This is a genomic window from Delftia sp. CH05 (assembly GCF_009827015.1).
Classification (GTDB): Bacteria; Pseudomonadota; Gammaproteobacteria; order Burkholderiales; family Burkholderiaceae_C; genus Comamonas; species Comamonas tsuruhatensis.
Genome location: NZ_WUMG01000004.1, coordinates 14,690 through 38,234, shown reverse-complemented (window position 1 = coordinate 38,234; position 23,545 = coordinate 14,690). Strand labels below are relative to the sequence as shown.

At 66.0% G+C, this 23,545-nt stretch carries 25 protein-coding genes; 15 read left to right on the top strand and 10 right to left on the bottom strand.

The features are described 5' to 3' along the window. Positions 1 to 261 precede the first annotated feature (261 nt). Positions 262 to 1,392, bottom strand: a complete 1,131-nt coding sequence (locus GRX31_RS05270; RefSeq protein ID WP_046239715.1) for a cupin domain-containing protein — start codon at positions 1,390 to 1,392, stop codon at positions 262 to 264. A gap of 103 nt (positions 1,393 to 1,495) precedes the next feature. Then, positions 1,496 to 2,455 carry a helix-turn-helix domain-containing protein gene (locus GRX31_RS05265; protein ID WP_160851774.1) on the bottom strand — a complete coding sequence of 320 codons (960 nt, stop codon included), beginning with the start codon at positions 2,453 to 2,455 and terminating at the stop codon, positions 1,496 to 1,498. A 260-nt stretch (positions 2,456 to 2,715) separates the two neighbouring features. On the opposite strand from GRX31_RS05265, the gene GRX31_RS05260 reads away from it, so the two are divergent. Together GRX31_RS05260 and GRX31_RS05255 are read left to right on the top strand one after the other, a co-directional pair. After that, positions 2,716 to 4,167, top strand: a complete 1,452-nt coding sequence (locus tag GRX31_RS05260; protein ID WP_160851773.1) for an aldehyde dehydrogenase — start codon at positions 2,716 to 2,718, stop codon at positions 4,165 to 4,167. A gap of 152 nt (positions 4,168 to 4,319) precedes the next feature. Then, on the top strand, positions 4,320 to 4,841 hold the full coding sequence (locus GRX31_RS05255; protein WP_043789867.1) for an FKBP-type peptidyl-prolyl cis-trans isomerase: 522 nt from the start codon (positions 4,320 to 4,322) through the stop codon (positions 4,839 to 4,841). A gap of 67 nt (positions 4,842 to 4,908) precedes the next feature. Here GRX31_RS05255 and GRX31_RS05250 read toward each other — a convergent pair whose 3' ends face one another. Then, positions 4,909 to 5,484, bottom strand: coding sequence for a glycine zipper 2TM domain-containing protein (locus GRX31_RS05250; RefSeq protein ID WP_043789866.1), 576 nt, complete (start codon positions 5,482 to 5,484; stop codon positions 4,909 to 4,911). A gap of 145 nt (positions 5,485 to 5,629) precedes the next feature. After that, positions 5,630 to 6,010, bottom strand: coding sequence for a PepSY domain-containing protein (locus GRX31_RS05245; RefSeq protein ID WP_047474847.1), 381 nt, complete (start codon positions 6,008 to 6,010; stop codon positions 5,630 to 5,632). A gap of 268 nt (positions 6,011 to 6,278) precedes the next feature. Here GRX31_RS05245 and GRX31_RS05240 point away from each other — a divergent pair, with 268 nt between their 5' ends. From GRX31_RS05240 to GRX31_RS05230, 3 genes are read left to right on the top strand one after another with little or no spacing between them, the layout of a single operon-like run. Further along, positions 6,279 to 6,584: a PepSY domain-containing protein gene (locus GRX31_RS05240; RefSeq protein WP_012206897.1), complete on the top strand. Its 306-nt coding sequence runs from the start codon at positions 6,279 to 6,281 to the stop codon at positions 6,582 to 6,584. Between the two features lie 6 nt (positions 6,585 to 6,590). Continuing rightward, positions 6,591 to 7,262, top strand: a complete 672-nt coding sequence (locus GRX31_RS05235; RefSeq protein ID WP_160851772.1) for a response regulator transcription factor — start codon at positions 6,591 to 6,593, stop codon at positions 7,260 to 7,262. After that, entirely contained in the window at positions 7,259 to 8,707 is a 1,449-nt protein-coding gene (locus GRX31_RS05230) for a sensor histidine kinase (protein WP_160851771.1), read from the top strand. The genes GRX31_RS05235 and GRX31_RS05230 overlap by 4 nt, the downstream gene beginning before the upstream one ends. Before the next feature lie 25 nt (positions 8,708 to 8,732). Here the strand turns inward: GRX31_RS05230 and GRX31_RS05225 are convergent, their stop codons facing one another. The 4 genes from GRX31_RS05225 to coaBC all read right to left on the bottom strand — a co-directional run bounded on the left by GRX31_RS05225 (position 8,733) and on the right by coaBC (position 11,915). Next, positions 8,733 to 9,557 carry a hypothetical protein gene (locus tag GRX31_RS05225; protein ID WP_160851770.1) on the bottom strand — a complete coding sequence of 275 codons (825 nt, stop codon included), beginning with the start codon at positions 9,555 to 9,557 and terminating at the stop codon, positions 8,733 to 8,735. A 63-nt stretch (positions 9,558 to 9,620) separates the two neighbouring features. Further along, positions 9,621 to 10,070 (bottom strand): dUTP diphosphatase, encoded by a 450-nt coding sequence (gene dut / locus GRX31_RS05220; RefSeq protein WP_017404378.1) that lies wholly within the window; start codon positions 10,068 to 10,070, stop codon positions 9,621 to 9,623. A gap of 70 nt (positions 10,071 to 10,140) precedes the next feature. Next, positions 10,141 to 10,674, bottom strand: coding sequence for a hypothetical protein (locus GRX31_RS05215; protein ID WP_160851769.1), 534 nt, complete (start codon positions 10,672 to 10,674; stop codon positions 10,141 to 10,143). A 17-nt stretch (positions 10,675 to 10,691) separates the two neighbouring features. After that, complete coding sequence (gene coaBC / locus GRX31_RS05210; protein ID WP_160851768.1) at positions 10,692 to 11,915, bottom strand: bifunctional phosphopantothenoylcysteine decarboxylase/phosphopantothenate--cysteine ligase CoaBC; 1,224 nt, start codon at positions 11,913 to 11,915, stop codon at positions 10,692 to 10,694. Positions 11,916 to 12,017: 102 nt separating this feature from the next. Here coaBC and GRX31_RS05205 point away from each other — a divergent pair, with 102 nt between their 5' ends. The 7 genes from GRX31_RS05205 (at position 12,018) to GRX31_RS05175 (ending at position 18,302) form a co-directional block, all read left to right on the top strand. Further along, positions 12,018 to 13,676 carry a CTP synthase gene (locus tag GRX31_RS05205; protein ID WP_016447642.1) on the top strand — a complete coding sequence of 553 codons (1,659 nt, stop codon included), beginning with the start codon at positions 12,018 to 12,020 and terminating at the stop codon, positions 13,674 to 13,676. Between the two features lie 41 nt (positions 13,677 to 13,717). Beyond that, entirely contained in the window at positions 13,718 to 14,575 is an 858-nt protein-coding gene (gene kdsA / locus GRX31_RS05200; protein WP_017404374.1) for a 3-deoxy-8-phosphooctulonate synthase, read from the top strand. Between the two features lie 3 nt (positions 14,576 to 14,578). Next, the gene (locus GRX31_RS05195) at positions 14,579 to 14,869 is read left to right on the top strand and encodes a DUF1330 domain-containing protein (RefSeq protein WP_074921001.1); all 291 of its coding nucleotides are present in this window, start codon (positions 14,579 to 14,581) and stop codon (positions 14,867 to 14,869) included. A gap of 475 nt (positions 14,870 to 15,344) precedes the next feature. Continuing rightward, a complete protein-coding gene (locus GRX31_RS05190) occupies positions 15,345 to 16,037 on the top strand; it encodes a hypothetical protein (protein ID WP_160851767.1) in 693 nt (230 codons plus the stop codon). Between the two features lie 31 nt (positions 16,038 to 16,068). Then, positions 16,069 to 17,355 carry a phosphopyruvate hydratase gene (eno, locus tag GRX31_RS05185; RefSeq protein WP_012206907.1) on the top strand — a complete coding sequence of 429 codons (1,287 nt, stop codon included), beginning with the start codon at positions 16,069 to 16,071 and terminating at the stop codon, positions 17,353 to 17,355. A 64-nt stretch (positions 17,356 to 17,419) separates the two neighbouring features. Further along, positions 17,420 to 17,698 (top strand): cell division protein FtsB, encoded by a 279-nt coding sequence (gene ftsB / locus GRX31_RS05180; RefSeq protein ID WP_012206908.1) that lies wholly within the window; start codon positions 17,420 to 17,422, stop codon positions 17,696 to 17,698. 175 nt (positions 17,699 to 17,873) lie between these two features. Further along, complete coding sequence (locus tag GRX31_RS05175) at positions 17,874 to 18,302, top strand: hypothetical protein (protein WP_046987553.1); 429 nt, start codon at positions 17,874 to 17,876, stop codon at positions 18,300 to 18,302. A gap of 12 nt (positions 18,303 to 18,314) precedes the next feature. Here the strand turns inward: GRX31_RS05175 and hslO are convergent, their stop codons facing one another. Both hslO and GRX31_RS05165 read right to left on the bottom strand, forming a co-directional pair. Beyond that, on the bottom strand, positions 18,315 to 19,307 hold the full coding sequence (hslO, locus tag GRX31_RS05170) for an Hsp33 family molecular chaperone HslO (RefSeq protein ID WP_017404370.1): 993 nt from the start codon (positions 19,305 to 19,307) through the stop codon (positions 18,315 to 18,317). A 35-nt stretch (positions 19,308 to 19,342) separates the two neighbouring features. Beyond that, complete coding sequence (locus GRX31_RS05165; RefSeq protein ID WP_016447648.1) at positions 19,343 to 19,867, bottom strand: gamma carbonic anhydrase family protein; 525 nt, start codon at positions 19,865 to 19,867, stop codon at positions 19,343 to 19,345. 54 nt (positions 19,868 to 19,921) lie between these two features. Here GRX31_RS05165 and GRX31_RS05160 point away from each other — a divergent pair, with 54 nt between their 5' ends. From GRX31_RS05160 to GRX31_RS05150, 3 genes are all read left to right on the top strand, one after another. Beyond that, positions 19,922 to 20,728, top strand: a complete 807-nt coding sequence (locus tag GRX31_RS05160; RefSeq protein ID WP_043789857.1) for a ferritin-like domain-containing protein — start codon at positions 19,922 to 19,924, stop codon at positions 20,726 to 20,728. Between the two features lie 188 nt (positions 20,729 to 20,916). Next, positions 20,917 to 22,194, top strand: a complete 1,278-nt coding sequence (locus GRX31_RS05155; protein ID WP_016451246.1) for an EAL and HDOD domain-containing protein — start codon at positions 20,917 to 20,919, stop codon at positions 22,192 to 22,194. 58 nt (positions 22,195 to 22,252) lie between these two features. Then, complete coding sequence (locus GRX31_RS05150; RefSeq protein ID WP_016447651.1) at positions 22,253 to 23,542, top strand: EAL and HDOD domain-containing protein; 1,290 nt, start codon at positions 22,253 to 22,255, stop codon at positions 23,540 to 23,542. The last annotated feature ends 3 nt before the right edge of the window (positions 23,543 to 23,545 follow it).

The following is a 23,545-nucleotide window of genomic DNA, read 5'->3' as shown; positions in this document are numbered from 1 at the left end:
GATTATAGGGAGGTTTTCCCAAAGCTGACCGAAACTGACAGCCTCAGAACAATTCCGCACAAATCCTCTTGCAAAGTCCGGATGGGGCAGTTGATTGACTGCCTTGACATGCACTGTGTAACAAAAGCAGGTGGCTGTCAATTTACTGACGGACTCAAGACAATTCTTTACAAATCTAACGAAGTCCGCCCTTGTTCAGCAGCACGCTGTCAACAGTGAATGCCCGAACTTAGCATGCCTGTGGCGCAGCGTCTACCCGCTTCAGGACAGCTTGCCGCCACGCACCCAGCCTGCGTCAAACCACGAGGACAGCAGCTCCAGCGCATCGTCGCTGGCCTTGGCCAGATCGGTGCGCGACAGCGCGCGCGTGTCGGCCAGCTTGCGCATCAGCGTGGCATCGCGGCCACCGGCCAGATAGCTTTCTCCGTTGATGAAGATGTGCCTGGCGTCATACATCATGCGGGTGCGGCGGTCCAGGACCACGCTCTCGAACATGCCGTTTTCCTCGCCATGCTCGAACCACACATTGGCCTTGGGCTCGGTCATGTACTCGCCCAGAGCGCGCTCCAGCGCCAGCGGCTCGGCCAGCGCGCGTTCCAGCGACTTGCGGGCGAAATCGTGCAGGCTGGCGGGAATCTCGCCCGGGGCTTCGACGGCCGGCTGGTCGGGATCACGGTAGACGACCGGCACTTCGGGCTCATCGGGCTCGTCGGACATGCGCAGCAGCAGCTCGCGGGCCAGCTCGTCGCGCGCGGGCGAGCGAAAGCCGATGGAGTAGGTCATGCATTCGCCCTCGGCGATGCCGTCATGGGCCCACTTCGGGGGCAGGTAGAGCATGTCGCCGGGCTCGAGCACGAACTCCTCCTCGGGCTCGAAATTCGAGAGCACCTTCAGCGGCACATCGGGCTGCAGCGACAGGTCCTTCTGGCGGCCGATGCGCCAGCGCCGACGGCCATGCGCCTGCAGCAGGAAGACGTCGTAGCTGTCGAAATGCGGGCCGACGCCGCCCTGGTCGGTGGCAAAGCTGATCATCAGGTCGTCCAGCCGCGCCTCGGGCACGAAGCGGAACTGCTGCATCAGCTGGTGCACGCCGTCGTCGTGCAGGTCCACGCCCTGCACGAGCACGGTCCATCCGGGCTTTTGCAGCGAGGGCAGGCTGCGGCGCGACAGCGGGCCGTGGCTGAGCTTCCAGTGGCCACCGTCCTGCTGCTGGATCAGGCGCGATTCCACACCGTCCTCGCCTGCCATGGCCAGCAGCCTGGCGCGGGGAATCAGGGGCTTGAAGCCCGGGATTGCCTGGCGCACCAGCAAGGGCTTCTTGTGCCAGTGGCGGCGCATGAATTGGGAAGCGGTAAGCCCGCCCAGCAGGGCAAGCGGTGTGTTGGTGTCCATGAAATGGTCCGAAGTGAGCGAAGAGACAGGGCGGCATTGTCCTATGCGGGCATTGCCCTGTCCTGGCGCCAGCGCAAGCTGCCCCGCAATGGCTTCGTGGCAGTCAGCCGGCCGGCTTGCGCATGGCCCTGAAATCCGAGGGCGCCAGGCCCGTATAGGCCTTGAAGGCCCGGCTGAAATGCGCGCTGCTGCCAAAGCCGCAGTCCATGGCGACTTCGGTGATGGTGCGCTGCGCGTGCTCGGGCAGCAGCAGCTCGCGCATGCACAGCTCCAGCCGGCTGTGCTGTATGAAGGCGCCCAGGCTGGTCTGGCTGTCCGCAAAGGCGTTGTGCAAATGGCGCTTGCTGCAGTTGAGCGCGGCGGCCACGGACTCCACCGACAGGCCCGGATCGCGCAGATGGGCCACCACATGGGCGCGTATGCGGTCCTGCAGCGCCAGTTGCTGGGTGCCTGCCGTGCCCTGCCCGGCCAGCTCCTGCAGCGAAAGATGGACCATGTCCACCAGCAGCTCGCCCGCGCGGCGCGCCAGGTGCGGTGCCATGCCGGGCAGCTCCTGGTAGGTGCTGCGCATGGTCTCCAGCGCGATGCGGGCGATGCCCGAGCTGCCGCCCACATTGCGCCCCATCAGCCCTTCCAGCCGGATGCCCCGTTCCACGATGGCCTGGCGCGGCAGCATCACGATGAGGTGCTCCGACCATTCGGGATTGGCCACCTCGTACTCCTGCGCCGTGTCATAGATCACCCAGCTGCCCTTGCGCACGCTGGCCTCGCGGTTGTGCTGGCGCACGCTGGCCACGCCCTCCCAGGGCGCAACGATCTTCAGATAGGGCGACTCATGGGCGCGCAGGCCCTGCATGCTGCGCATGACGCGGTGGCGACCCGCCTCCAGCCGGGTCAGGACCACATCGCCGGCGTTGGCCACGCGCACATGGCCTTCGAACAGGCGTTCGCCATAGACATCGGTATCCAGGCCCGCAAACAGGCTCGACATCCAGGCATGCCAGGCCGACGCCGTCTCGCCGGGCGGCAGTCCGTCGGTGCTCAACACCATGGCATCGGTCATGTGCGGTCTCTCCTGATCGCCGCACGGGTGAAGGATCTGTGTGCGGCCATGGACGTGATTATGGGAAAGTGCAGGCCCGTCGCGCCCCATGGCTTTCCCCGCGGACAGCCAGGACAAGGGTAAACCCCGGAGCCCGTGCACGATCCGTCATGCGCTTTGTGCGCCCAGCGGGCTGCCTGCGCCATCGCCTGCTTCTACGATGACCGGCACGCCCGGCTGCGCCAACGCCCAGGCCACAACCGCATACCAAGGAGACAGTCATGATCGAACAAACCATGCTCATCGCAGGCCAGGCCGTCCAGGCCGGCAACGGCGCCACCTTCGAGCGCCGCAATCCGCTGGACGGATCGGTGGCCACGCGCGCCCCGGCCGCGACGCCGCAGGATGCCGTGCGCGCGGTCGAAGCCGCACAACAGGCCTTCCCCGCCTGGGCCGCGCTGGGCCCGACCGAGCGCCGCCAGATGCTGATGAAGGCATCGCAGGCGCTGGAGGCCAAGACCGAGGCCTTTGCCGCCGCCATGGCCGCCGAGACCGGCGCCTCGGGCATCTGGGCCGGCTTCAACGTGCACCTGGCCGCCAACATGTTCCTGGAGGCCGCATCGCTGACCACCCAGATCAATGGCCAGATCATTCCCTCGGACGTGCCCGGCAGCCTGGCCATGGCCGTGCGCCAGCCCGCTGGCGTGGTGCTGGGCATTGCGCCCTGGAATGCGCCCGTCATCCTGGCCGTGCGCGCCATCGCCACGCCGCTGGCCTGCGGCAACACCGTGGTGCTCAAGGGCTCGGAGCTGTGCCCCGCCACGCACGGCCTGATCATCGAGGCCCTGCAGGAAGGCGGCCTGCCGCCCGGCGTGGTCAACTTCGTGACCAATGCGCCCGAAGATGCCGGCGCCGTGGTCGAGGCCATGGTGGCACACCCGGCCGTGCGCCGCGTGAACTTCACAGGCTCCACGCGCGTGGGCCGCATCATCGGCCAGACCTGCGCCAAGTACCTCAAGCCCGCCATCCTGGAGCTCGGCGGCAAGGCGCCCTTCGTGGTGCTGGACGATGCCGACATCGACGCCGCCGTGGCCGGCTGCACCTTCGGTGCCTTCGCCAACTCGGGCCAGATCTGCATGTCCACCGAACGCATCATCGTGGACGAGTCCGTGGCCGGGGATTTCCTGGACAAGCTGGTGGCCCGTGCCACCTCGCTGCCGCTGGGCGATCCGCGCAAGGGCCCCGTGGTGCTGGGCTCGGTGGTGGACATGGCCACCGTGGAGCGCGCCAACCGCCTGATCGACGACGCGCTGGCCAAGGGCGCAAAGCTGCTGTGCGGCGGCAAGGCCTCCAACACCCTGATGGCGGCCACGCTGATCGACGGCGTCACGCCCGAGATGGACATCTTCCGCGAGGAAACCTTCGCCCCCGTCAAGGCCATCGTGCGCGTGCGCGGCGAGGAGCAGGCCATCGCCATGGCCAACGACAACGAGTTCGGCCTGTCCTCGTCCGTCTACACCCGCGATACCGCACGCGGCTGGCGCGTGGCCGCGCGCATCGAGGCCGGCATCTGCCACGTCAACGGCCCCACCGTGCATGACGAGGCACAGATGCCCTTTGGCGGCGTGAAGAACTCGGGCTACGGCCACTTCGGCGGCCAGGCAGGCATCGATGCCTTCACCGAGACGCGCTGGATCACCATGCAGACCGCGCCCCGCCACTATCCGTTCTGATCGGCAGGACTCGCCGCCCGGCCTGCGCAGCAGCCGGGCCGCCGTGGGAAAATCGCGCCAACGCGGCCGCCGGCACGCCTTCGTCAAACACGGGCGCGCGCGGCGGTCTTTCTTTTTCCCCACCGCGGCATGGGCCGCACAAGCTGCACACCATGGAAATCACAGAACAATGCGTGGTCGCTCTGACCTGGACCCTCAAGGACACCCTGGGCGAGGAACTGGACGTGCTCGATGAGCCCGTGGAGTTCCTGGTCGGCGGCGACGACCTGCTCAAGCGCATCGAGGAGGCCCTGCAGGGCCACGGCCAGGGCAAGGTCCTGGACCTGCACCTGGAGCCCGAGGAAGCCTTCGGCGACTACAACGAAAGCCTGATCTTCCTGGAGCCGCGCGCCCTGTTCCCGGCCGAGCTGGAGGAAGGCATGAGCTTCGAGGCCAGCGCCCTGCCCAAGGGCTGCAGCGCCGTGCCGCCCGACCTGCTCTACACGGTGACCGAAATCTATCCCGAGCATGTGGTGCTGGACGGCAACCATCCGCTGGCCGGCATCGCGCTGCGCCTGCACCTGAAGGTCGAAGGCGTGCGCGAAGCCACCGAGGAGGAAATCGGCCGCGGCTCGGCCGGCACCGGCTTCTTCCGCATCCAGCCCATGGCACCGGGCAACGACACGCTGCACTGAAATTGCCGCGCTGAAATGGCAAAGGGCTCCCTTCGGGGAGCCCTTTTGCATGGAGCGAGCCTGGTACTCAGCGCAGCAGCTGGTTGTTGTCCACGCGCACGCTCTCGCCTACGCGCAGCTGCGGATTGCTCTGGTAGTCGAACACGCGCGTGCTGCCGTCGTTCAACTGCACGGTGACACGGTAGACATCGCGCAGGTCGCCAGGGCCGGTGTTCTTCTCGATGGCATTGCCCGCCATGGCACCGCCCACCACGCCCGCAATGGTGGCGATGTCGCGCCCGCTGCCCTTGCCCACCTGACGGCCCAGCACCCCGCCGACCACGCCACCCACCACTGCCCCGGCACCTATGCCCGAGCCACCGATGCCGCTGGGCTGCTGGATCTGAACCAGTTGCACATTGGTCACGCGCCCCTGCTGCACATAGCCACCGCCGCCCGGGTAGGCCGTGCCGGGCTGGCCGCTGGCGGGATAGCCCCCGCTGGGGTAGCCCCCGGCGGGATATCCGCCAGCGGGATAGCCACCTGCAGGGTAGCCGCCACCCGGATATCCGCCCTGCTGTGGATAGCCCGCGCAGGCGCTGAGCATCAGCGCTGCAATGCAGCTGGTGCCGATGGCGCCCAAGCGATGAATGGAAGGGGGCATGGAAATCTCCTGTGTACTGTCCGTGGATCGATCAAGGGCAGCCGCCGACCTTGCCTGCGGCTGCATACCACTCCAACGCCCCAGGCTGCATGTGCGCCGACCGGACTGAACACTTGCTGACAAAAATCAGCCCGCCGGCCCGGCCTCAATTGCGTGCGCGAATGCTGAGCACGTTGCCGTTGTTGCCATCGACATAGAGCTTCACGGGACGGCCATCGCCGGTCTGGCCCTTGACCTGGTAGAGGCCGTCTTCCCACTCGATCTCGCGCAGGTCGCGGTAGCCCAGGCCTTCCATGCGCTCGAAGACTTCGCGGATGCTCAGGCCCGGCCCCTGGAAGGCGCCGCGCACGGAGGCCACCGTGGTGGCCACGGCTTCGCCGGCCTGCACGGTCACCGAAGGACCGCCCGTGGCGGCGGCCTGGGCCTGCACCTGGGCGACCAGCCCGGCAGTGGCGATCAGAACAATGCCCAGGCCCGTCAGGCCATGGCGTGCAGCGCGGGAAATCAGTTGTCGGATGGAAGGCATGAGGTTCTCCTTGGCATGTGAAGGTCGGCGACTGGGCCGGCGACTGGGCCGGCGATTGGGTCGGCGATTGGGCTGGCGATGCATTCGAAAAGGCCGCATCTGCCGGCTGCTGCGCCTTCGTTTCCGGTGGATTGCGACGGCGTGCAGCCATTGTTCGATGCAGGCCATGAACGCAAGCTGAAGCAGCCGTTCATCCGAGGTTCATCCACGCTGGGCTATAAAGTTTTCCATGCCCACTCCATCCTTCTCCACCCCTCGCAGGCCCTGGATGCTGCTGGCCGCACTGCTGCTGATGGCGGCGGCCCTGGCCTCCTGGACCACGCCCTCGGATGCCGGCGACAGCGACCATGAACTCGCGCGCCAGGCCCTGCAGCAAGGCCGCGTGCTGCCGCTGCGCACCGTGCTCGACCAGGTCGAGCGCGACTACCAGGGCCAGGTCATCAAGGTCGAGTTCGAGCATGACGACGGCCGCTTCATCTACGAGATCCGGCTGCTGCAATCGGGCGGCCGCGTGGCCAAGCTCAAGATCGATGCACGCGATGGCAAGGTGCTGAGCTTCAAGCGCAAGGACTAGACGCAGATGCGAATCCTCGTGGTGGAAGACGAGCCCACGCTGAGCAGCCAGCTCGTGCAGGCGCTGCAGCAGGCCGGGCATACGGTGGAGACGGCGGCCGACGGCGCAACGGCCCAGTACCTTGGCGAGGTCGAGGAGTTCGATGCCGCCGTGCTGGACCTGGGCCTGCCCGTACGCGATGGCCTGACGGTGTTGCGCGCCTGGCGCGACCAAGGGCGGGTCATGCCGGTGATGATCCTCACGGCGCGCGGCGCCTGGCATGAGAAGGTGGCCGGCATGGATGCCGGCGCCGACGACTATCTGGCCAAGCCCTTCCACATGGAAGAGCTGATGGCCCGCCTGCGCGCCCTGCTGCGCCGGCTCAGCCCGCACGCCAGCGCCCAGTGGCAATGCGGCCCCATCGTGCTGGACTCGCGCCAGGCGCGTGTGAGCGTGGGGGGCCAGCCGCTCACGCTGACCAGCCATGAATTCAAGGTGCTGGCCCTGCTGATGCAGCGCGTGGGCCAGGTGATATCGCGCACCGAGCTGTCCGAACACATCTACCCGCAGGACAGCGACCGCGACTCCAACACCATCGAGGTCTTCGTCGGCCGCCTGCGCAAGAAGCTGCCGGCCGGCAGCATAGAGACCGTACGCGGACTGGGCTACCGGCTGGTGGAAGGCGCGCCCGCTGCATGAACGCACCACAGGAAAGACAGGTATCCCGGCTCGGTGATTCGCTGCGCCTGCGCCTGCTGGCCGGCACGCTGGCCTGGGTGCTGGCGGCCGTGCTGCTGGCCGGCTGGGGACTGCGCGGACTGTTCCGCGATCACATCGCGCAGCAGTTGCAGGCGCAGCTGGTGCTGCAGCTCGACCAGCTCAGCGCAGCCGTCAACAGCCTGCCCGGCGGGCGCATTGAGGTAGGACTGGCCGTGGGCGATCCGCGCTTGGCGCAGCCGCTGTCGGGCCTGTACTGGCAGATCGACCAGGTGAGCGATGGGGCGGGTCCGCCCGAGAAGGCCGGCTTGCTGCGCTCTCGTTCGCTGTGGGACCAGACACTGGACTGGCGCCAGTTCCGTGCCGATGCCGGCAATCCCGGCGAACACCGGGAAGACACGGCGTTGAGCACGGGCATGCTGCCCGATGGTCAGGGCCACCCGCTCGTGGCCGTGGCACGCCCCCTGCAATTGCCCGAAGCCGACGCGCCGCCGTTGCGCCTGATCGTTGCGGCCGACAGCGCCCTGCTGGCCGAGCCCATGCAGCGCTTCACCACCATGCTGATCGCCGCACTGGGCACGCTGGCGGCCGGGCTGGCTCTGGCCGTGGTGCTGCAGCTGCGCCTGGCGCTGCGGCCGCTGCAGTTGCTGCGCACAGGCCTGGCCGACGTGCGCAAGGGCGCCACGCCGCGCCTTGAAGGCCGGTTTCCGCAGGAACTGCGCCCCCTGGTGCAGGAGTTCAATCATGTGCTGGATGTGAACGCCGACATGGTCCAGCGCGCGCGCACGCAGGCCGGCAACCTGGCCCATGCGGTGAACACGCCGCTGTCCATCCTCGGCAATGCCGCCGCGCAGGAAGGCGGGGCGCTGGCCGAACTGGTTCGCGAGCAGGTCGCCAGCGCCAGCCGCCAGGTGGACCACCATCTGGCACGCGCCCGCGCTGCGGCCCGCCAGGCCACAGGCCTGCGCACGCCGCTGCAGCCGCCGCTGGCCTCGCTGGTGCGCACCATGGAGCGGCTGCACGCCGGCCGCGGCATCCGCTTCGCGCTGAAGGGCGATGCGCAGCCTTGGGACTTTCTGGGCGATGGCCAGGACCTGATGGAAATCCTGGGCAACCTGCTGGACAACGCCGGCAAGTGGGCAGCCCAGGCCGTGAGCCTGGAAGTCCAGGGCCTGGAGCACGATCAGGCCGGCGGCCCCTTGCTGCTGACGGTGGACGATGACGGCCCCGGCATCGAAGACGCCGACCTTGGCCGCATCTTCGAGCGCGGCGAGCGCCTGGACGAACGCAGGCCCGGCGCAGGCCTGGGCCTGGATATCGTGCGTGACCTGGTGCAGACCTATGGCGGCAGCATTGCAGCCAGCCGCTCGCCGCTGGGCGGCCTGCGCATGCAGCTGCACCTGCCCGGAGCGCGACGAGAGGCATGAGCGCGGGAGGCCGCAGGGCAGCGGCTCAACCCCCTCTCAGCGCTCGCAGCACCTGCACCAGGGTGTCTGCCTGGGGAAACAGCCAGTCGGCCGCAGCGCCCAGGGCCACGGCGGCCACCAGCGCGCCCAGCACCGGCTTCCAGCTCAGGCGCAGCGCGGCCAGCAGCCAGCCTTCGCGCTCCACCACGTAGAGCGTGCGCGCCATCAGCAGCGCAAAGGCCACCTCCACCGCCACGGCCAGGAACAGGTCGGCCCCAAAGACCAGCCACAGCAGCGACCCGGCGCCCGTGACCGCGACCAGCAGCGCCGCAAACACCAGCAGCACCGGCACCAGGACGACAGCGCCTTCGTCCAGCCCATCGATGCCGGGCACGTCAAAGCCTTGCGACGCCGAGGAAGCGGCCTCGGACATGGCACCGCCGTCGTCCCAGCTGCCGCTGGAGCCACCGCCGCCATAAGAGCCGCCCTGCCCGCTCTCGAATCCGCCAGCCTCGGGCGTGCGGGCCGGTGAAGAACCGCTGCCGCCGGGCGTCACATCGGGAACATCGGACACCTCCCAGTCGCGGCGCAGCATGCACTCGGCCCACAGGCGTACCAGCAGCAGATACAGCAGATAGCCGCAGACCAGGGCCACGCCGTAGCGCAGCGCCATGCTGTGCACGCCCGCATGCAGCAAGGCCAGGCTCAGCAGCGACATGCCGGCCAGGCTGAGGCCGCCCGTCAACGCCGCATGCAGTCGCAGCCAGTGGCGCTGCTGCAGGCGGCGGCGCATGCGGTCTTCCTGCGTGAGCACCACGCGCGTCCACGACGCGGATGGGCGATGGCGCGTGCGCCGGGATGGCCTGGCCATGCGGACTCCTCCCTGAAGCGATGCCCTGGCAGCGCAGCTGCGGGCGATGTCTGGCGGAAAGCCTTATTGCTTGCCGGTGGAGCCGTAGCCGCCCGCACCGCGCTCGGAGGCCGACTCGAACTCCTCGACCACATTGAAGCTGGGTTGCACCACGGGCACGATGATCAGCTGGGCCAGGCGGTCCATGGGCTGCAGCGTGAAGGCCGTGGCCGAGCGGTTCCAGGCGCTGACCATGAGCTGGCCCTGGTAGTCGCTATCGATCAGGCCGACCAGGTTGCCCAGCACGATGCCGTGCTTGTGGCCCATGCCCGAGCGCGGCAGGATCATGGCGGCGTAGCCGGGGTCCTTGAGGTACATGGCCATGCCCGTGGGCACCAGTTGCCATTGGCCGGGCTCCAGCGTCAGCGGCGCATCGATGCAGGCGCGCAGGTCCAGGCCCGCGCTTCCCGGCGTGGCGTAGGCGGGCATGTTCTCGCGCAGGCGCGCGTCAAGGATCTTGATATCAACGTTCATGGAAACAATCTGGGGAGCGCCTCACGGCAGGCTCTCTTGAAAAGCAAAGCGCGCATTGTGCCCCGCGCCGTCACCCGGACGACTTGAGCCCGCTGCGAAAGCCTTTGACGATGGCATTGATGATGGTGAGCAGCAGGATGAAAGGGCCGACGCCCGGAATCACCACGGCCAGGATCAGGCCGATCACGATACCCAGCAACTGGCCCGGACCTATCTTGAAGACCGTCTTCTTGACAGCCTTGGCGGCGGAGGAGGCCTGGGCTTGCTGTGCCCGCGCCGCCTGCCGGCCGCGATCGGCCCTGCCACCATTCCTGTCGCCATTCCTGTCGCCTGCAGACGGCGGGCGCCCCGGCAGGGCAGGCACCGACGCCTGCTGCGCAGCAATGCGCGCCTTCTCGGCCGCAGCCTGCACCTGCTCGCGCACGCGCTCGACCACGGACTGGGACTGCGCGCCCGGCGTGGCCACCGCGTCGGTGAAATCGCTGCGTCCCTGCGCCATCCAGCCGTGGGCCGCAGAGCGGTACAGGGGGCTGGCGCGCAGCAGCTCATCCACATAGCGCACATAGTCGCCGTGGCGGGGGCCTTCGTAGGTGTTCTGTGACATGCGGGCCTTCGGTGGTGTCAACGGACGGGTGGCAGGCGCCGGGCGATCTCGGCCACCAGCTGGCGCGCCAGCAGGGACTTGGCGGCGTGCGGCAACTCCTGGGTGCCGGACTCGTCGATCAGCAGCAGGGCATTGTCATCCCGCCCAAAGGTTGCGGGACCGATATTGCCCACCAGCAGCGGCACCTGCTTGCGCAGGCGCTTGGCGCTGGCGTGCTGCAGCAGGTCATGGCTTTCGGCGGCGAAGCCCACGCAGTACAGCCGTCCGCTGCGTGCGGGCTCGGACTGCGCGGCGGCCGCCAGGATGTCGGGGTTCTCGACGAAGGTCAGCGTGGGGGTCTGGCCCGAGCCGTCCTTCTTGATCTTCTGGTCTGACGCCGTGGCCGGGCGCCAGTCGGCCACGGCCGCCGTGGCGATGAACACGCCAGCCTGGGGCAGTTGCTGCTGCACGGCATCGAACATCTGCTGCGCCGACTGCACGTCGATGCGCTGCACGCCACGCGGCGTGCGCAGGTGCACGGGCCCGGCCACCAGGGTCACCTGGGCGCCCGCCTCGCGTGCGGCGCGCGCAATGGCAAAGCCCATCTTTCCGCTGGAATGGTTGGTAATGCCGCGCACGGGGTCGATGGCCTCGAAGGTCGGGCCCGCCGTGACCAGCACCTGGCGGCCCTGCAGCAGCTTGGGCGTGAAGAAGGCGGCCAGCTCCTCCATGATTTCCTCGGGCTCCAGCATGCGGCCGTCGCCCACCTCGCCACAGGCCTGGTCGCCCGTTCCCACGCCCAGCACCAGTGCGCCGTCGGCGGCCACCTGCGCCAGGTTGCGCTGCGTGGCCGGGTGTGCCCACATCTCGCGGTTCATGGCCGGAGCCAACAGCAGGGGCACGCGGTCCATGGGGCGCGCCAGGCACATCAGGCTCAGCAACTCGTCGGAGCGGCCCTGCACCAGGCGCGCGATGAAGTCGGCGCTGCAGGGCGCGATCAGCATCGCGTCGGCCTCGCGGCTGAGGTTGATGTGGGGCATGTTGTTGGGCTCGCGCGCGTCCCACTGCGATCCGTAGACAGGGCGGCCCGACAGCGCCTGCATGGTCACCGGCGTGATGAACTGCTCGGCCGCCTCGGTCATCACCACCTGCACGGTGGCCCCGGCCTGTACCAGCAGGCGCACCAGCTGGGCAGATTTGTAACAAGCCACGCCTCCGGAGAGGCCGAGCACCAGATGTTTACCAGCGAACACTTCAGTCATGGCGCGCAATTTAGCAGAGCCGCAACGTCCGAGCAGCCCCGCGCGGCGCGGCGAATTCGGCGGCGCATCTATAATCCTGCTTTACCACCACCAATAAAAGACATGACCAAATTTGTCTTCGTCACAGGCGGTGTGGTGTCTTCCCTGGGCAAGGGAATCGCCTCAGCCTCCCTTGCTGCGATCCTCGAATCGCGCGGCCTCAAAGTCACTCTCATCAAGCTGGACCCGTACATCAATGTGGACCCGGGCACCATGTCGCCCTTCCAGCACGGTGAAGTGTTCGTGACCGACGATGGCGCAGAGACCGATCTGGACCTGGGCCACTACGAGCGTTTCATCGAAACGCGCATGAAGCAGTCCAACAACTTCACCACCGGCCGCATCTACCAGAGCGTTCTGGAGAAGGAGCGCCGCGGCGACTACCTGGGCAAGACCGTGCAGGTGATTCCTCACGTGACCAATGAAATCCAGGAGTACATCAAGCGCGGCGCCGGCATCGGCACGCCGGATGCCGTGGACGTGGCCATCTGCGAAGTCGGCGGCACGGTGGGCGATATCGAGTCCCTGCCCTTCCTCGAAGCCGTGCGCCAGCTGGCCCTCAAGCAGGGCCCCAACAACACGGCCTTCGTGCACCTGACCTACCTGCCCTGGATCGCCACGGCCGGCGAGCTCAAGACCAAGCCTACGCAGCACACCGTGCAGAAGCTGCGCGAGATCGGCATCCAGCCCGACGCCCTGCTGTGCCGCGCCCAGCACCGCGTGCCGGACGAGGAAAAGGAAAAGATCTCGCTGTTCACCAACGTTCCCGAATGGGGCGTGATCTCCATGTGGGACGTGGACACCATCTACAAGGTGCCCCGCATGCTGCACGAGCAGGGCCTGGACGGCCTGATCTGCGACAAGCTGCGCCTGAACACGCCGCCCACCAACCTCAAGCGCTGGGATGACCTGGTCCACGAGACCGAGCACCCGCAGGGCGAGGTCAAGATCGCCATGGTCGGCAAGTACGTCGAGCTGTCGGACGCCTACAAGTCCGTCAACGAGGCGCTCAAGCACGCCGGCATGCAAAGCCATGTGGCCGTGAAGATCACCCATGTGGACTCCGAGACCATCAGCGACGCCAATGCGCGCGACAAGCTCTCGCAGTACGACGCCATCCTCGTGCCCGGCGGCTTCGGCTCGCGCGGCGTGGAAGGCAAGATCTCCACGGCCCGCTACGCCCGCGAAAACAAGGTGCCCTACCTGGGCATCTGCCTGGGCATGCAGGTGGCCACCATCGAATACGCCCGCCATGTGGCCGGCCTCGAAGGCGCCAACTCCACCGAGTTCGACCCCAAGTCCGCCAACCCCGTGATCGCCCTGATCACCGAGTGGAAGGATGCCGACGGCACGGTCAAGACCCGCGACGAGAACTCCGACCTGGGCGGCACCATGCGCCTGGGCGCGCAGTCCTCCGACGTGCAGGCCGGCACGCTGGCCCACAGCATCTACGGTGACGTGGTCACCGAGCGCCACCGCCATCGCTACGAAGCCAACGTCCAGTATCTGGACCAGCTGCGCGAAGCGGGCCTGGTGATCTCGGCGCTGACCCAGCGTGAGCAGCTGACCGAGATCGTCGAACTTCCCAAGGAAGTTCACCCCTGGTACATCGGCGTGCAGTTCCACCCCGAGTTCAAGTCCACGCCGTGGAGCGGCCACCCGCTGTTCAATGCCTTCGTGAAGGCTGCGATCGAGCGCCAGAAGGCACCGCGCAAGTCCTGAGCCCCGCAACGCCGCCCACCATTTCCCAAGGAATCCCCACCATGAAACTCTGCGGCTTCGACGTCGGCCTCGACCGGCGCTTCTTTCTCATTGCAGGTCCCTGCGTCGTCGAGTCCGAGCAGCTGCAGATGGACGTGGCGGGGCAGCTCAAGGAAATCACGGCGGCCCTGGGCATCCACTTCATCTTCAAGAGCAGCTACGACAAGGCCAACCGCAGTTCGGGCGCCAGCTTTCGCGGCCCGGGCATGGACAAGGGCCTGGAGATCCTCGCCAAGGTGAAGAAGGACCTGCAGGTCCCCATCCTGACCGACGTCCACACCGAGGCCGAGATACCGGCCGTGTCCCAGGTCGTGGACGTACTGCAGACGCCGGCCTTCCTGTGCCGCCAGACCGACTTCATCCGTGCCGTGGCCCAGTCGGGCCGGCCGGTGAACATCAAGAAGGGCCAGTTCCTGGCCCCGCATGACATGAAGAATGTCATCGACAAGGCCCGCGCCGCCGCCAAGGAGGCCGGCCTGCCCGAGGACAGCTTCATGGCCTGCGAGCGCGGCGCCAGCTTCGGCTACAACAATCTGGTCTCGGACATGCGCAGCCTGTCCATCATGCGCGAGACCGGTGCGCCCGTTGTCTTCGATGCCACGCACAGCGTGCAGCTGCCCGGTGGCAACGGCACCAGCAGCGGCGGCATGCGCGAGATGGTGCCCGTGCTCTCGCGTGCGGCCGTGGCCGTGGGCGTGGCCGGACTGTTCATGGAAACCCATCCCAATCCTCCCTGCGCCCTCAGCGACGGCCCCAACGCCGTGCCGCTCAAGCACATGAAGGCCCTGCTCGAAACCCTGGTCGCGCTCGACGACGTGACCAAGAAGAACGGCTTCCTCGAAAACGATTTTGGAGTCTGACCCATGGCCAGCGGCTACATCATTGCGTCCGTCACCGTCACCAAGCCCGAGCAGTACGAGGAGTACCGCAAGTGGAGCACCGAGGCCATGCGCGCGCATGGTGCCGAAGTCTGCGTGCGCGGCGGCAAGGTCGAAGTGCTCGAAGGCGACTGGAATCCCGGCCGCACCGTGATCCTCAAGTTCCCCAGCTTCGAAGCCGCCAAGGCTTTCTACGACACGCCCGAGTACCTGCGTGCCCGCGAAGCCCGCGAAGGCGCGGCCATCATGCGCATGGTCTGCGTGGAAGGTACCTGATTCCACCTCAGCCTCCTCTCTCCCGCACTCGACAGCGACCCGAACCGACCATCGATGCGGCATCCGACATCTGATCTGTTGCCGAAGACGCCAGAACCTGACGGTCCCGGAAGGCAGAAACGGTCTGCCACATTGCGCTCGAGGAAAGCTGTTTTGACTTTGCCACCTATTCCCCTAGCACCCGCATCCCACAAGAATACAAGGCACAGGGAAGCTCGATCGATGAATGGCACCTTGCACTTGGAGGATGAGAAGAAGCACTGCGCGTATCGAGATCCCGCTTTGGTACAACCACGCCCGGCGCTCCTTCTATTGCAGCAACCCTGGCCAGCCATGGCATCATCAGGCTCGCAAGCCACAGTAGAACGACTGTCCCACGCGAAATCCAAGCCGCATCTCGGCCCTACTGAGTTAGTTTGCAGATTAGCAAATCCAAACCGGATATATAACCACTTTCAAAGAGCAAATCTGGAGCATGCAAAAATTCAACAAACTCATCCTTTCCATCGGCATGATAAGCGTCTTATCTGCCTGCGGCGGCGGGGACAGCTCGTCGGAACCTCTTTCTTCCGCCAGTTGCTTTGATATCGCGACCTACACCCCAGGCCCCCCTATTCTGCATGGAACCGAGGAGCCATCTGGAGACAACATCTGGAAATCCCAGGGCATCAGTATCAATGCAATCCTAAAAAACAATCAGACCCATTTTTCAGTATTAAGAGTAGATGATTCCTATTTACTCCCCACTCGCTCCTCACGAGAAGGATATATCCGGGACAACAGAACCATCACCACGGATATATTCCATGAATCAGGTACCGGGCCTCGTCGCGCGAATGCACATACGATCTACGACCCACCCATAGAAGATAAAAAATTCACCCTCAAACAAGGGGAATCCACCACCTACAACACAACAGTCACCCATACCATTAAAAGATATTTGAGCCCGGACCCATTGATTGATGTGTATCAATTAAATGAAACCATCACCTTTGAAGGCAAAGATCAGATTCCCATCGGCAAAAGAACCGTTGAAGCATGCAGATTCAGCAACGGGTATTCCCTTGAATGGTTTTACAGAGGAATACCTGTGCAATCCGCCAGACTTGATGGAGCCATCACCCGCCGCACGACCGGGCTTACACGTGATGGGCAGATTTACTGAATTTTCAAATCACTGACTGAAAGGAAACAAATTGAGTGCAATCGTTGACATCGTAGGCCGTGAAGTGCTGGACAGCCGCGGCAACCCCACCGTCGAGTGCGACGTGCTGCTGGAATCGGGCGTGATGGGCCGCGCGGCCGTGCCTTCGGGCGCGTCCACCGGCTCGCGCGAAGCCATCGAGCTGCGTGACGGCGACAAGAGCCGCTACCTGGGCAAGGGCGTGCTCAAGGCCGTCGAGCATATCAACACCGAGATCTCCGAAGCCGTGCTGGGCCTGGACGCCTCCGAGCAGGCCTTCCTGGACAAGACCCTGATCGACCTGGACGGCACGGACAACAAGGGCCGCCTGGGCGCCAACGCCATGCTGGCCGTCTCCATGGCCGTGGCCCGCGCCGCTGCCGAAGAGGCCGGCCTGCCGCTGTACCGCTACCTGGGCGGCATGGGCGGCATGCAGCTGCCCGTGCCGATGATGAACGTCATCAACGGCGGCGCGCACGCCAACAACAGCCTGGACCTGCAGGAATTCATGATCATCCCCGTGGGCGCGCCTTCGTTCCGCGAAGCCGTGCGCTGGGGCGCCGAAGTCTTCCACGCGCTCAAGAAGATCATCCACGACAAGGGCATGAGCACGGCCGTGGGCGACGAAGGCGGTTTTGCGCCTTCCGTGGAAAACCACGAAGCCGCCATCCAGCTGATCCTGCAGGCCATCGAAAACGCAGGCTACAAGGCCGGCGAACAGATCGCCCTGGGCCTGGACTGCGCCGCCAGCGAGTTCTACAAGGACGGCATGTACGTGCTGGCCGGTGAAGGCAACCTGACGCTGACCGCCACCCAGTGGACCGACATGCTGGCCGGCTGGTGCGACAAGTACCCCATCATCTCCATCGAGGACGGCATGGCCGAAGGCGACTGGGATGGCTGGAAGATCCTGACCGACCGTCTGGCCGCCAAGGTCCAGCTGGTGGGCGACGACCTGTTCGTCACCAACACCAAGATCCTGAAGGAAGGCATCGACAAGAAGATCGCCAACTCCATCCTGATCAAGATCAACCAGATCGGCACGCTGACCGAAACCTTCGCCGCCATCGAAATGGCCAAGCGCGCAGGCTACACGGCCGTGATCTCGCACCGCTCCGGTGAAACCGAGGATTCGACGATTGCCGACATCTCGGTGGGCACCAATGCCGGCCAGATCAAGACCGGCTCGCTGAGCCGTTCGGACCGCATCGCCAAGTACAACCAGCTGCTGCGCATCGAGGAAGACCTGGGTGACATCGCCCACTACCCCGGCCGCGAGGCTTTCTACAACCTGCGCTGAAAAGCGTTAGGCTTGCAAGCCATCGGGCCTGCAAGCCTTTTTCCTTTCTGCAACATCTGCTGCCATGGTTAACCGCGTCGTCCCCCTTGTCCTGCTCGCCCTGCTGGCTGCCGTGCACGCGCAGCTGTGGCTGGGCCATGGCAGCGTGGCCTACGTCAAGGAACTGCAGCAGCAGATCCACGACCAGAACGTGGCCAACGCGCTGGAAAAAGCCGAGAACGACCGTCTGGCCTCCGAGGTCAACGACCTCAAGGACGGCCTGGCCATGGTCGAGGAAAAGGCCCGCAGCGAACTGGGCATGGTCAAGCCCAACGAGATCTTCGTGCAGATCGTGCGGCGCTGAGGATTGGGATTTCCTGCACCAAGGCCGGCTTCATGCCGGCCTTGTGCTTTTGCAACAAGGCGCCTGCGCCCCTTGCCCGGGCCTGCGCGCAAGCCGAGACAGGTACTTGGACACAGACCGCTTGCCCCCGCCCCCGGTGATTCTTCTGGGATCGCCACCCGCGCTCGCGCTTTCCATGGCCCATGCACTACGCCAGGCCTGGCGGCACCACGGAGCATCTCCTGCCGACTGGCAATGCCTGGCGGCCGAGCCGGGGCAGTCTCTGCCGGAACATGGGGCCGTCTACCTGCTGGGACTGGATTGGAGAGCCTCCGTCACCGAGCACGAAGGGGTGAGCGATGGCCCTGCCGCACAGCTCCAGCATTGGCGCGACCAATTGCAAAGCCAGTCACGCGACTACGTGGTGCTCTACGGCAATACCGCCCGGCAATGGCAACAGCTGGCCGAGTCGCTCAGGCTCAAGGCTCCGCAAATGGACTGGTCCTGGCTACCCGCAAGCCCCGCGCAACGCGGCGCCCGCCTTCGCCCCTACGGCTGCGAGCAATGCAGCGACCCGGACTGCGAGCGGCGATTGTTCGACGCGCTGCGCAGCGGGCGAGACTGAAGCCGGGCGTATTTACTGGACGTTCGTCGAGGTCGGCGGCTGCTTGCCGGCCTCGGTGAACAGCTGAGCTGCGTCGATGGGATCGAATTCGTACTGCTTGCCGCAGAAGTCGCAGCCCACCTCGATGCTGCCGCGCTCCTCCAGGATGCTCTCCACCTCTTCGGAGCCCAGCGACACCAGCATGGACGCCACACGGTCACGGCTGCAGGTGCACGCAAAGCGCGGATGCTCCTCGTCCTGCTGGGGCACGAAGCGCATCAGCTTCTCTTCCCAGAACAGGCGGCGCAGTATGGTCTCCACATCCAGCGTGAGCAGCTCGTCGCGCGTGAGGCTGGAGGCCAGCGTGGCGATACGGTTGTAGTCCTCGTTCAGCCCGATGGCATCCTGACCCGACTGCTCGCTTTCGGTGGCAGCGGCCAGGTTGGCCTCACCCTTGACCGGCATGCGCTGGATCAGCAGGCCGGCGGCCACCTGGTCGTCGGCCGCCAGCACCAGCACGGTGTCCAGCTGTTCCGACTGCAGCATGTAGTGCTGCAGCGCGTCGGACACCTTGGTGAAGCGCCGGCCCTGCGCATCCTGCAGCGGCACCACGCCCTGGTAGGGCTGCTGGCCCGGCTGGCGCCCCTTGGGGTCCAGCGTGATGGCGCAGCGGCCGCCGCCGTGCACATTGAGCAGTTGTTCCAGCGTGGCGCCTTCGGGAGGGTCGCCGATCAGGGTGGCGGTGGCGCGCAGGCCGAAATCGGACTGCACCTCGGCCACAGCCAGCTTGACCGGGCCATCGCCCATGACCTGGAAGACCAGGGCGCCGTTGAACTTGATATTGGACTGCATGAGCACGCCCGCAGCCGCCATTTCTCCCAGCAGTTCGCTCACGGCAGCGGGGTAGGCGCCGGTCTCGCCGTTGCCCGCGCGGCGCTGCAGGATTTCCTGCCAGGCATCGGTGAGGCGAACGATGGAGCCGCGCACGGGCAGGCCTTCGAAGATGAATTTATGCAGTTCAGACACGCTGATGGATTCCGTAAAAAAGTGCCGGGCCTCGCTCAGCCCAGCTTGCGCAGCCCGGTCTTGAACCGGCGCGCATTGTCGACATAGTGTTGGGCGCTTCGGCGCAAGCCCTCGATCTGCTCGGGCGTCAATTGGCGCACGGCCTTGGCCGGGCTGCCGATGATCATCGAGCCATCGGGAAATTCCTTGCCTTCGGTGATGAGGGCGCCTGCGCCGACCAGGCAGTTGCGGCCGATCTTCGCGCCGTTGAGCACCACGGCACCGATGCCTATCAGCGACTCGTCGCCAATGGTGCAGCCATGCAGCATGACCTGGTGGCCCACGGTCACGTGGCGCCCCACGACCAGCGGCTGGCCCAGGTCGGCATGCAGCACGCTCGCGTCCTGGATGTTGCTGCCCTCACCGATGGTGATGCTCTCGCAGTCGCCGCGCAGCACGGCGCCGAACCAGATGCTGGCGTCTTCGGCCAGCTGCACATTGCCCATCACTTCGGCGCTGTCGGCCACCCAGGCCGACGCCGCCACTTCAGGGGCCACTCCATCCAGTTCATAGATCGCCATGGGTCTTTGTCTCCGTCAATTATTGGTGATGGCAGGAAACCTAGAATTGTAGGGATGGAGTTACGTCACCGCGCCCTTGAGGTCTTGTGCCTCACGGACCCCGAAGAAAAGGCCGCCGCCGCGTTGGACATGTATGCGCGGCAGGCGCTTTATTCAATAGCACCGCAGGCACCGGCCCTGCCGGATCCCGTGCCGGACCTGCCGGGCCGCCCGCTGCGGCCCGAGCTGCGCCACCACACCGCCGTTGCAAGGCGTTCGCCGGCGACGCCGGAAGGCCGGGCCGTGCTGATCCACGCCATAGCCCACATCGAGTTCAACGCCATCAATCTGGCGCTGGACGCCGTCTGGCGCTTTGACGGCATGCCGCAGCAGTACTACCTGGACTGGCTGCAGGTGGCCGCCGAGGAGGCCAGGCACTTTCGCCTGCTGCGCGAGCATCTGCGCGCGCACCTGGGCCACGACTACGGCGATTTCCCGGCCCACCAGGGCCTGTGGACCATGTGCGAGAAGACCGCCCATGACGTGGTGGCCCGCATGGCCCTGGTGCCGCGCACGCTGGAGGCACGGGGCCTGGACGCCACGCCCCAGATCCAGAACAAGCTGCGCAACACGCGTGCGCCCGATGCGCTGGCGGCGGTGGACATCCTCGACATCATCTTGCGCGAGGAAGTGGGCCACGTGGCCATAGGCAATCATTGGTACCGCTGGCTGTGCGAGCGCGAAGGCCTGGAGCCCGAGGCCCACTACCAGGCGCTGACCCTGCGCTACGAGGCGCCGCGCCTGCGCCCGCCCTTCAACGAACGCGCACGCCGCGCCGCAGGCTTCACCGATACTGAACTGGCCTGGTTGCAGCAGGTCTGAAGAAAGCCTGCCTGCGCCGTGCGGACAGGCCCAGGCCGCTCGTGAAGCCACACAATGGTTTACAAACTAGGATGGGTCCGACTCCGCAATCGGACTTGTCCCAGCAGACACGGCCTGTCGGCATATTTATTCAGAACATTCCTACAATCAGATCTGCTGCTTCCCGTGTCCCTTCGACCGAACACTCCATGACCGAATTGCCTGTCCATCTCTTCAACGATGCCCCTGTGGCCAGCCCCGCGTCCACGGATCGGGGAATGATTGCGCGCCAGGCCATCGTCAACGGGGTGCAGCAGATCATCGGCTATGAGCTTTTCAACCGTTCGCGCGCCTACCCGGACCATACGGCGGCCTCGGATGTGTCCCTGGTGTTCACGGCCCTGTCGCATGCGGGCGAAGAAGATCTGGTTGGCACCAAGCTGATGTTCGTCAACTGCACGCATGAAAGCCTGGCCGGCGGGCATCTGGAGCTGCTCAACCCCGACAAGGTGGTGCTGGAGATACCGCCGCTGGGCCTGGCCGCCCAGCAGGAGGTACAGGCCCGCCTGCCCATCCTCAGCAATCTGCGCGCACGCGGTTTCAACCTGGCCTTCAATCACACGGTGCTGGAGTCCGCCTATGCAGCCTGGCTGCCCCTGGCCGACTACATCAAGTTCGACCTGTCCGTGCTGGCCCCTGACCAGTTGGCCGTGCTGGTCAATTTTGCCGGCCGCCACACGCGCGCCGAGCTGATCGCCGAGAAGGTGGAAAGCGCCCAGCAGCATGAGCAGGTGGGCCGCCTGGGCATACAGCTGTTCCAGGGCTTCTGGTTCGCGCGGCCCACGGTGGTGCGCACCAAGCTGCTGTCGCCCTCGCAGCAAAGCATTGTCCAGCTGCTGAATCTGGTGCGCCAGCAGGCCAGCACAGATGCCATCGAGGATGTGCTCAAGAAGGATGCGGGCCTGGCTTTCAACCTGATGCGCCTGATCAATTCCGTGGGCTTCGGCGTGCAGCGCGAGATCACCTCGTTCCGCCAGGCCGTGATGCTCATGGGCCTCAAGAAGCTGTTCCGCTGGGCGGCCATGCTGCTGACCGCATCGCGCAACGGCGGCCCGCCGCCGGCCATCGGCCAGACCGCCGTGATCCGCGGGCGGCTGATGGAGCTGCTGGCCCAGGAATCGCTGAGCGAGGAAGACTCCGACCAGGCCTTTGTCGTCGGCATCTTCTCGCTGCTGGGCAGCATGCTGGACCTGCCGCAGGACGTGGCCATGAGCCTGATCCCCGTGCCCGACGCCGTCTCCGCCGCCGTGCTGCGCCACGAAGGCGTGCTGGGCGAGCTGCTGATCCTGGCCCAGGCCTGCGAAGCCAGCGACGATGCAGCCTTCCACCGCAGCGCAGGCGCGCTGCGCCTGAGCAGCCAGCAGATCAACTGGGCCCATCTGCAGGCCCTGGCCTGGACCGACCAACTGGCAGACAGCTCGCTATAGCTATAAGCTATAGAACGCCATCGAAAGCCATCGCTCATCCATCTTTCTCAGCTTCCAAATGACTACCAACGACAACTCCTCCGCTCCGCCGCCCCCCCTGCCAGCCGGGGTGGAGGACGGGCAGGTGGCCGTCATTGCGCGCCAGGCCATCGTCAACGAGGCGCGCGATGTCTTCGGCTATGAGCTTTTCGACCGCTCCACGGCCCAGCATGCGCACACGGCTGCCTCCGATGCCGCCCTGCTCTTCAACGCGCTGTCGTATGCGGGCGCCGAAGCGCTGGTGGGCAAGAAGACGGTCTTCATCAACTGCACGCATGACAGCCTGGCCGGCGGCCACCTGGAACTGATCCACCCCGACAAGGTGGTGCTGGAAGTGCCCACGCTGGGCGAGAACGCCACGGCTGCCGATATCGAGGAACGCCTGCCCACCTTCCAGGCCCTGCGCCAGCGCGGCTTCCGCCTGGCCTTCAACCAGCACCTGCTGCGCCGCGCCTATGCCAGCTGGCTGCCTGCGGCCGCCTTCATCAAGCTGGACATGCAGACCTTCGCACTGGCCGATGCCGAGACCCTGGTGAAGTTCGCGCGCGCCCATACCAATGCCCAGATCGTGGCCGAAAAGGTCGAGACCTCCGAGCAGTTCGAGCGCATGCGCGACCTGGGCGTGCGGCTGTTCCAGGGCTTTTGGTTCGCCCAGCCGCAACTCGTGCAGGCGCGCACCATCCGCCCCACGCAGGCCACCATCATCCAGCTGATCAATCTGGTGCGCCAGCAGGCCAGCACGGACGAGATCGAAGCCCTGCTCAAGAAGGATCCCACGCTGTCCTTCAACCTGCTGCGCTTCATCAACTCCTCGGGCTTCGGCCTGTCGTGCGAGATCACCTCGTTCCGCCACGCGGTGATGATCCTGGGCCTCAAGAAGCTGTTCCGCTGGGCGGCCCTGCTTTTGACCACTTCGCGCGCGGGCGGCACGCCGCCGGCCGTGGGCCAGACCGCCGTGGTCCGCGGGCGCCTGATGGAGTTGCTGACGGCCGAGCTGCTCTCGCCCGAGGAGTGCGACAACGCCTTCGTGGTCGGCGTGTTCTCGCTGCTGGACGTGATGCTGGGCCAGCCCATGGAAAAGGCGCTGGAGTCCATCGCCCTGCCCCAGCCCGTGATCGATGCGCTGGTGCACAACAAGGGCGTGTTCGCGCCCTTCCTGGAGTTGACGCGTGCCTGCGAAAGCGGCGATGACGAAGGCTTTGCGCGCGCAGCCAATGCACTGCAGCTGTCCAACCACCAGGTCAACTGGGCGCATCTGCAGGCCCTGGCCTGGGCCGACAATCTCACGGCGGACGAGCCCATGGCATAGGCG

Bases quoted from the DNA above. Each gene is read 5' to 3' on its own strand.
- GRX31_RS05270 (WP_046239715.1), bottom strand. From the start codon at position 1,392: ATGGACACCAACACACCGCTTGCCCTGCTGGGCGGGCTTACCGCTTCC.
- GRX31_RS05265 (WP_160851774.1), bottom strand. From the start codon at position 2,455: ATGACCGATGCCATGGTGTTGAGCACCGACGGACTGCCGCCCGGCGAG.
- GRX31_RS05260 (WP_160851773.1), top strand. From the start codon at position 2,716: ATGATCGAACAAACCATGCTCATCGCAGGCCAGGCCGTCCAGGCCGGC.
- GRX31_RS05255 (WP_043789867.1), top strand. From the start codon at position 4,320: ATGGAAATCACAGAACAATGCGTGGTCGCTCTGACCTGGACCCTCAAG.
- GRX31_RS05250 (WP_043789866.1), bottom strand. From the start codon at position 5,484: ATGCCCCCTTCCATTCATCGCTTGGGCGCCATCGGCACCAGCTGCATT.
- GRX31_RS05245 (WP_047474847.1), bottom strand. From the start codon at position 6,010: ATGCCTTCCATCCGACAACTGATTTCCCGCGCTGCACGCCATGGCCTG.
- GRX31_RS05240 (WP_012206897.1), top strand. From the start codon at position 6,279: ATGCTGCTGGCCGCACTGCTGCTGATGGCGGCGGCCCTGGCCTCCTGG.
- GRX31_RS05235 (WP_160851772.1), top strand. From the start codon at position 6,591: ATGCGAATCCTCGTGGTGGAAGACGAGCCCACGCTGAGCAGCCAGCTC.
- GRX31_RS05230 (WP_160851771.1), top strand. From the start codon at position 7,259: ATGAACGCACCACAGGAAAGACAGGTATCCCGGCTCGGTGATTCGCTG.
- GRX31_RS05225 (WP_160851770.1), bottom strand. From the start codon at position 9,557: ATGGCCAGGCCATCCCGGCGCACGCGCCATCGCCCATCCGCGTCGTGG.
- dut (WP_017404378.1), bottom strand. From the start codon at position 10,070: ATGAACGTTGATATCAAGATCCTTGACGCGCGCCTGCGCGAGAACATG.
- GRX31_RS05215 (WP_160851769.1), bottom strand. From the start codon at position 10,674: ATGTCACAGAACACCTACGAAGGCCCCCGCCACGGCGACTATGTGCGC.
- coaBC (WP_160851768.1), bottom strand. From the start codon at position 11,915: ATGACTGAAGTGTTCGCTGGTAAACATCTGGTGCTCGGCCTCTCCGGA.
- GRX31_RS05205 (WP_016447642.1), top strand. From the start codon at position 12,018: ATGACCAAATTTGTCTTCGTCACAGGCGGTGTGGTGTCTTCCCTGGGC.
- kdsA (WP_017404374.1), top strand. From the start codon at position 13,718: ATGAAACTCTGCGGCTTCGACGTCGGCCTCGACCGGCGCTTCTTTCTC.
- GRX31_RS05195 (WP_074921001.1), top strand. From the start codon at position 14,579: ATGGCCAGCGGCTACATCATTGCGTCCGTCACCGTCACCAAGCCCGAG.
- GRX31_RS05190 (WP_160851767.1), top strand. From the start codon at position 15,345: ATGCAAAAATTCAACAAACTCATCCTTTCCATCGGCATGATAAGCGTC.
- ftsB (WP_012206908.1), top strand. From the start codon at position 17,420: ATGGTTAACCGCGTCGTCCCCCTTGTCCTGCTCGCCCTGCTGGCTGCC.
- GRX31_RS05175 (WP_046987553.1), top strand. From the start codon at position 17,874: ATGGCCCATGCACTACGCCAGGCCTGGCGGCACCACGGAGCATCTCCT.
- GRX31_RS05165 (WP_016447648.1), bottom strand. From the start codon at position 19,867: ATGGCGATCTATGAACTGGATGGAGTGGCCCCTGAAGTGGCGGCGTCG.
- GRX31_RS05160 (WP_043789857.1), top strand. From the start codon at position 19,922: ATGGAGTTACGTCACCGCGCCCTTGAGGTCTTGTGCCTCACGGACCCC.
- GRX31_RS05155 (WP_016451246.1), top strand. From the start codon at position 20,917: ATGACCGAATTGCCTGTCCATCTCTTCAACGATGCCCCTGTGGCCAGC.
- GRX31_RS05150 (WP_016447651.1), top strand. From the start codon at position 22,253: ATGACTACCAACGACAACTCCTCCGCTCCGCCGCCCCCCCTGCCAGCC.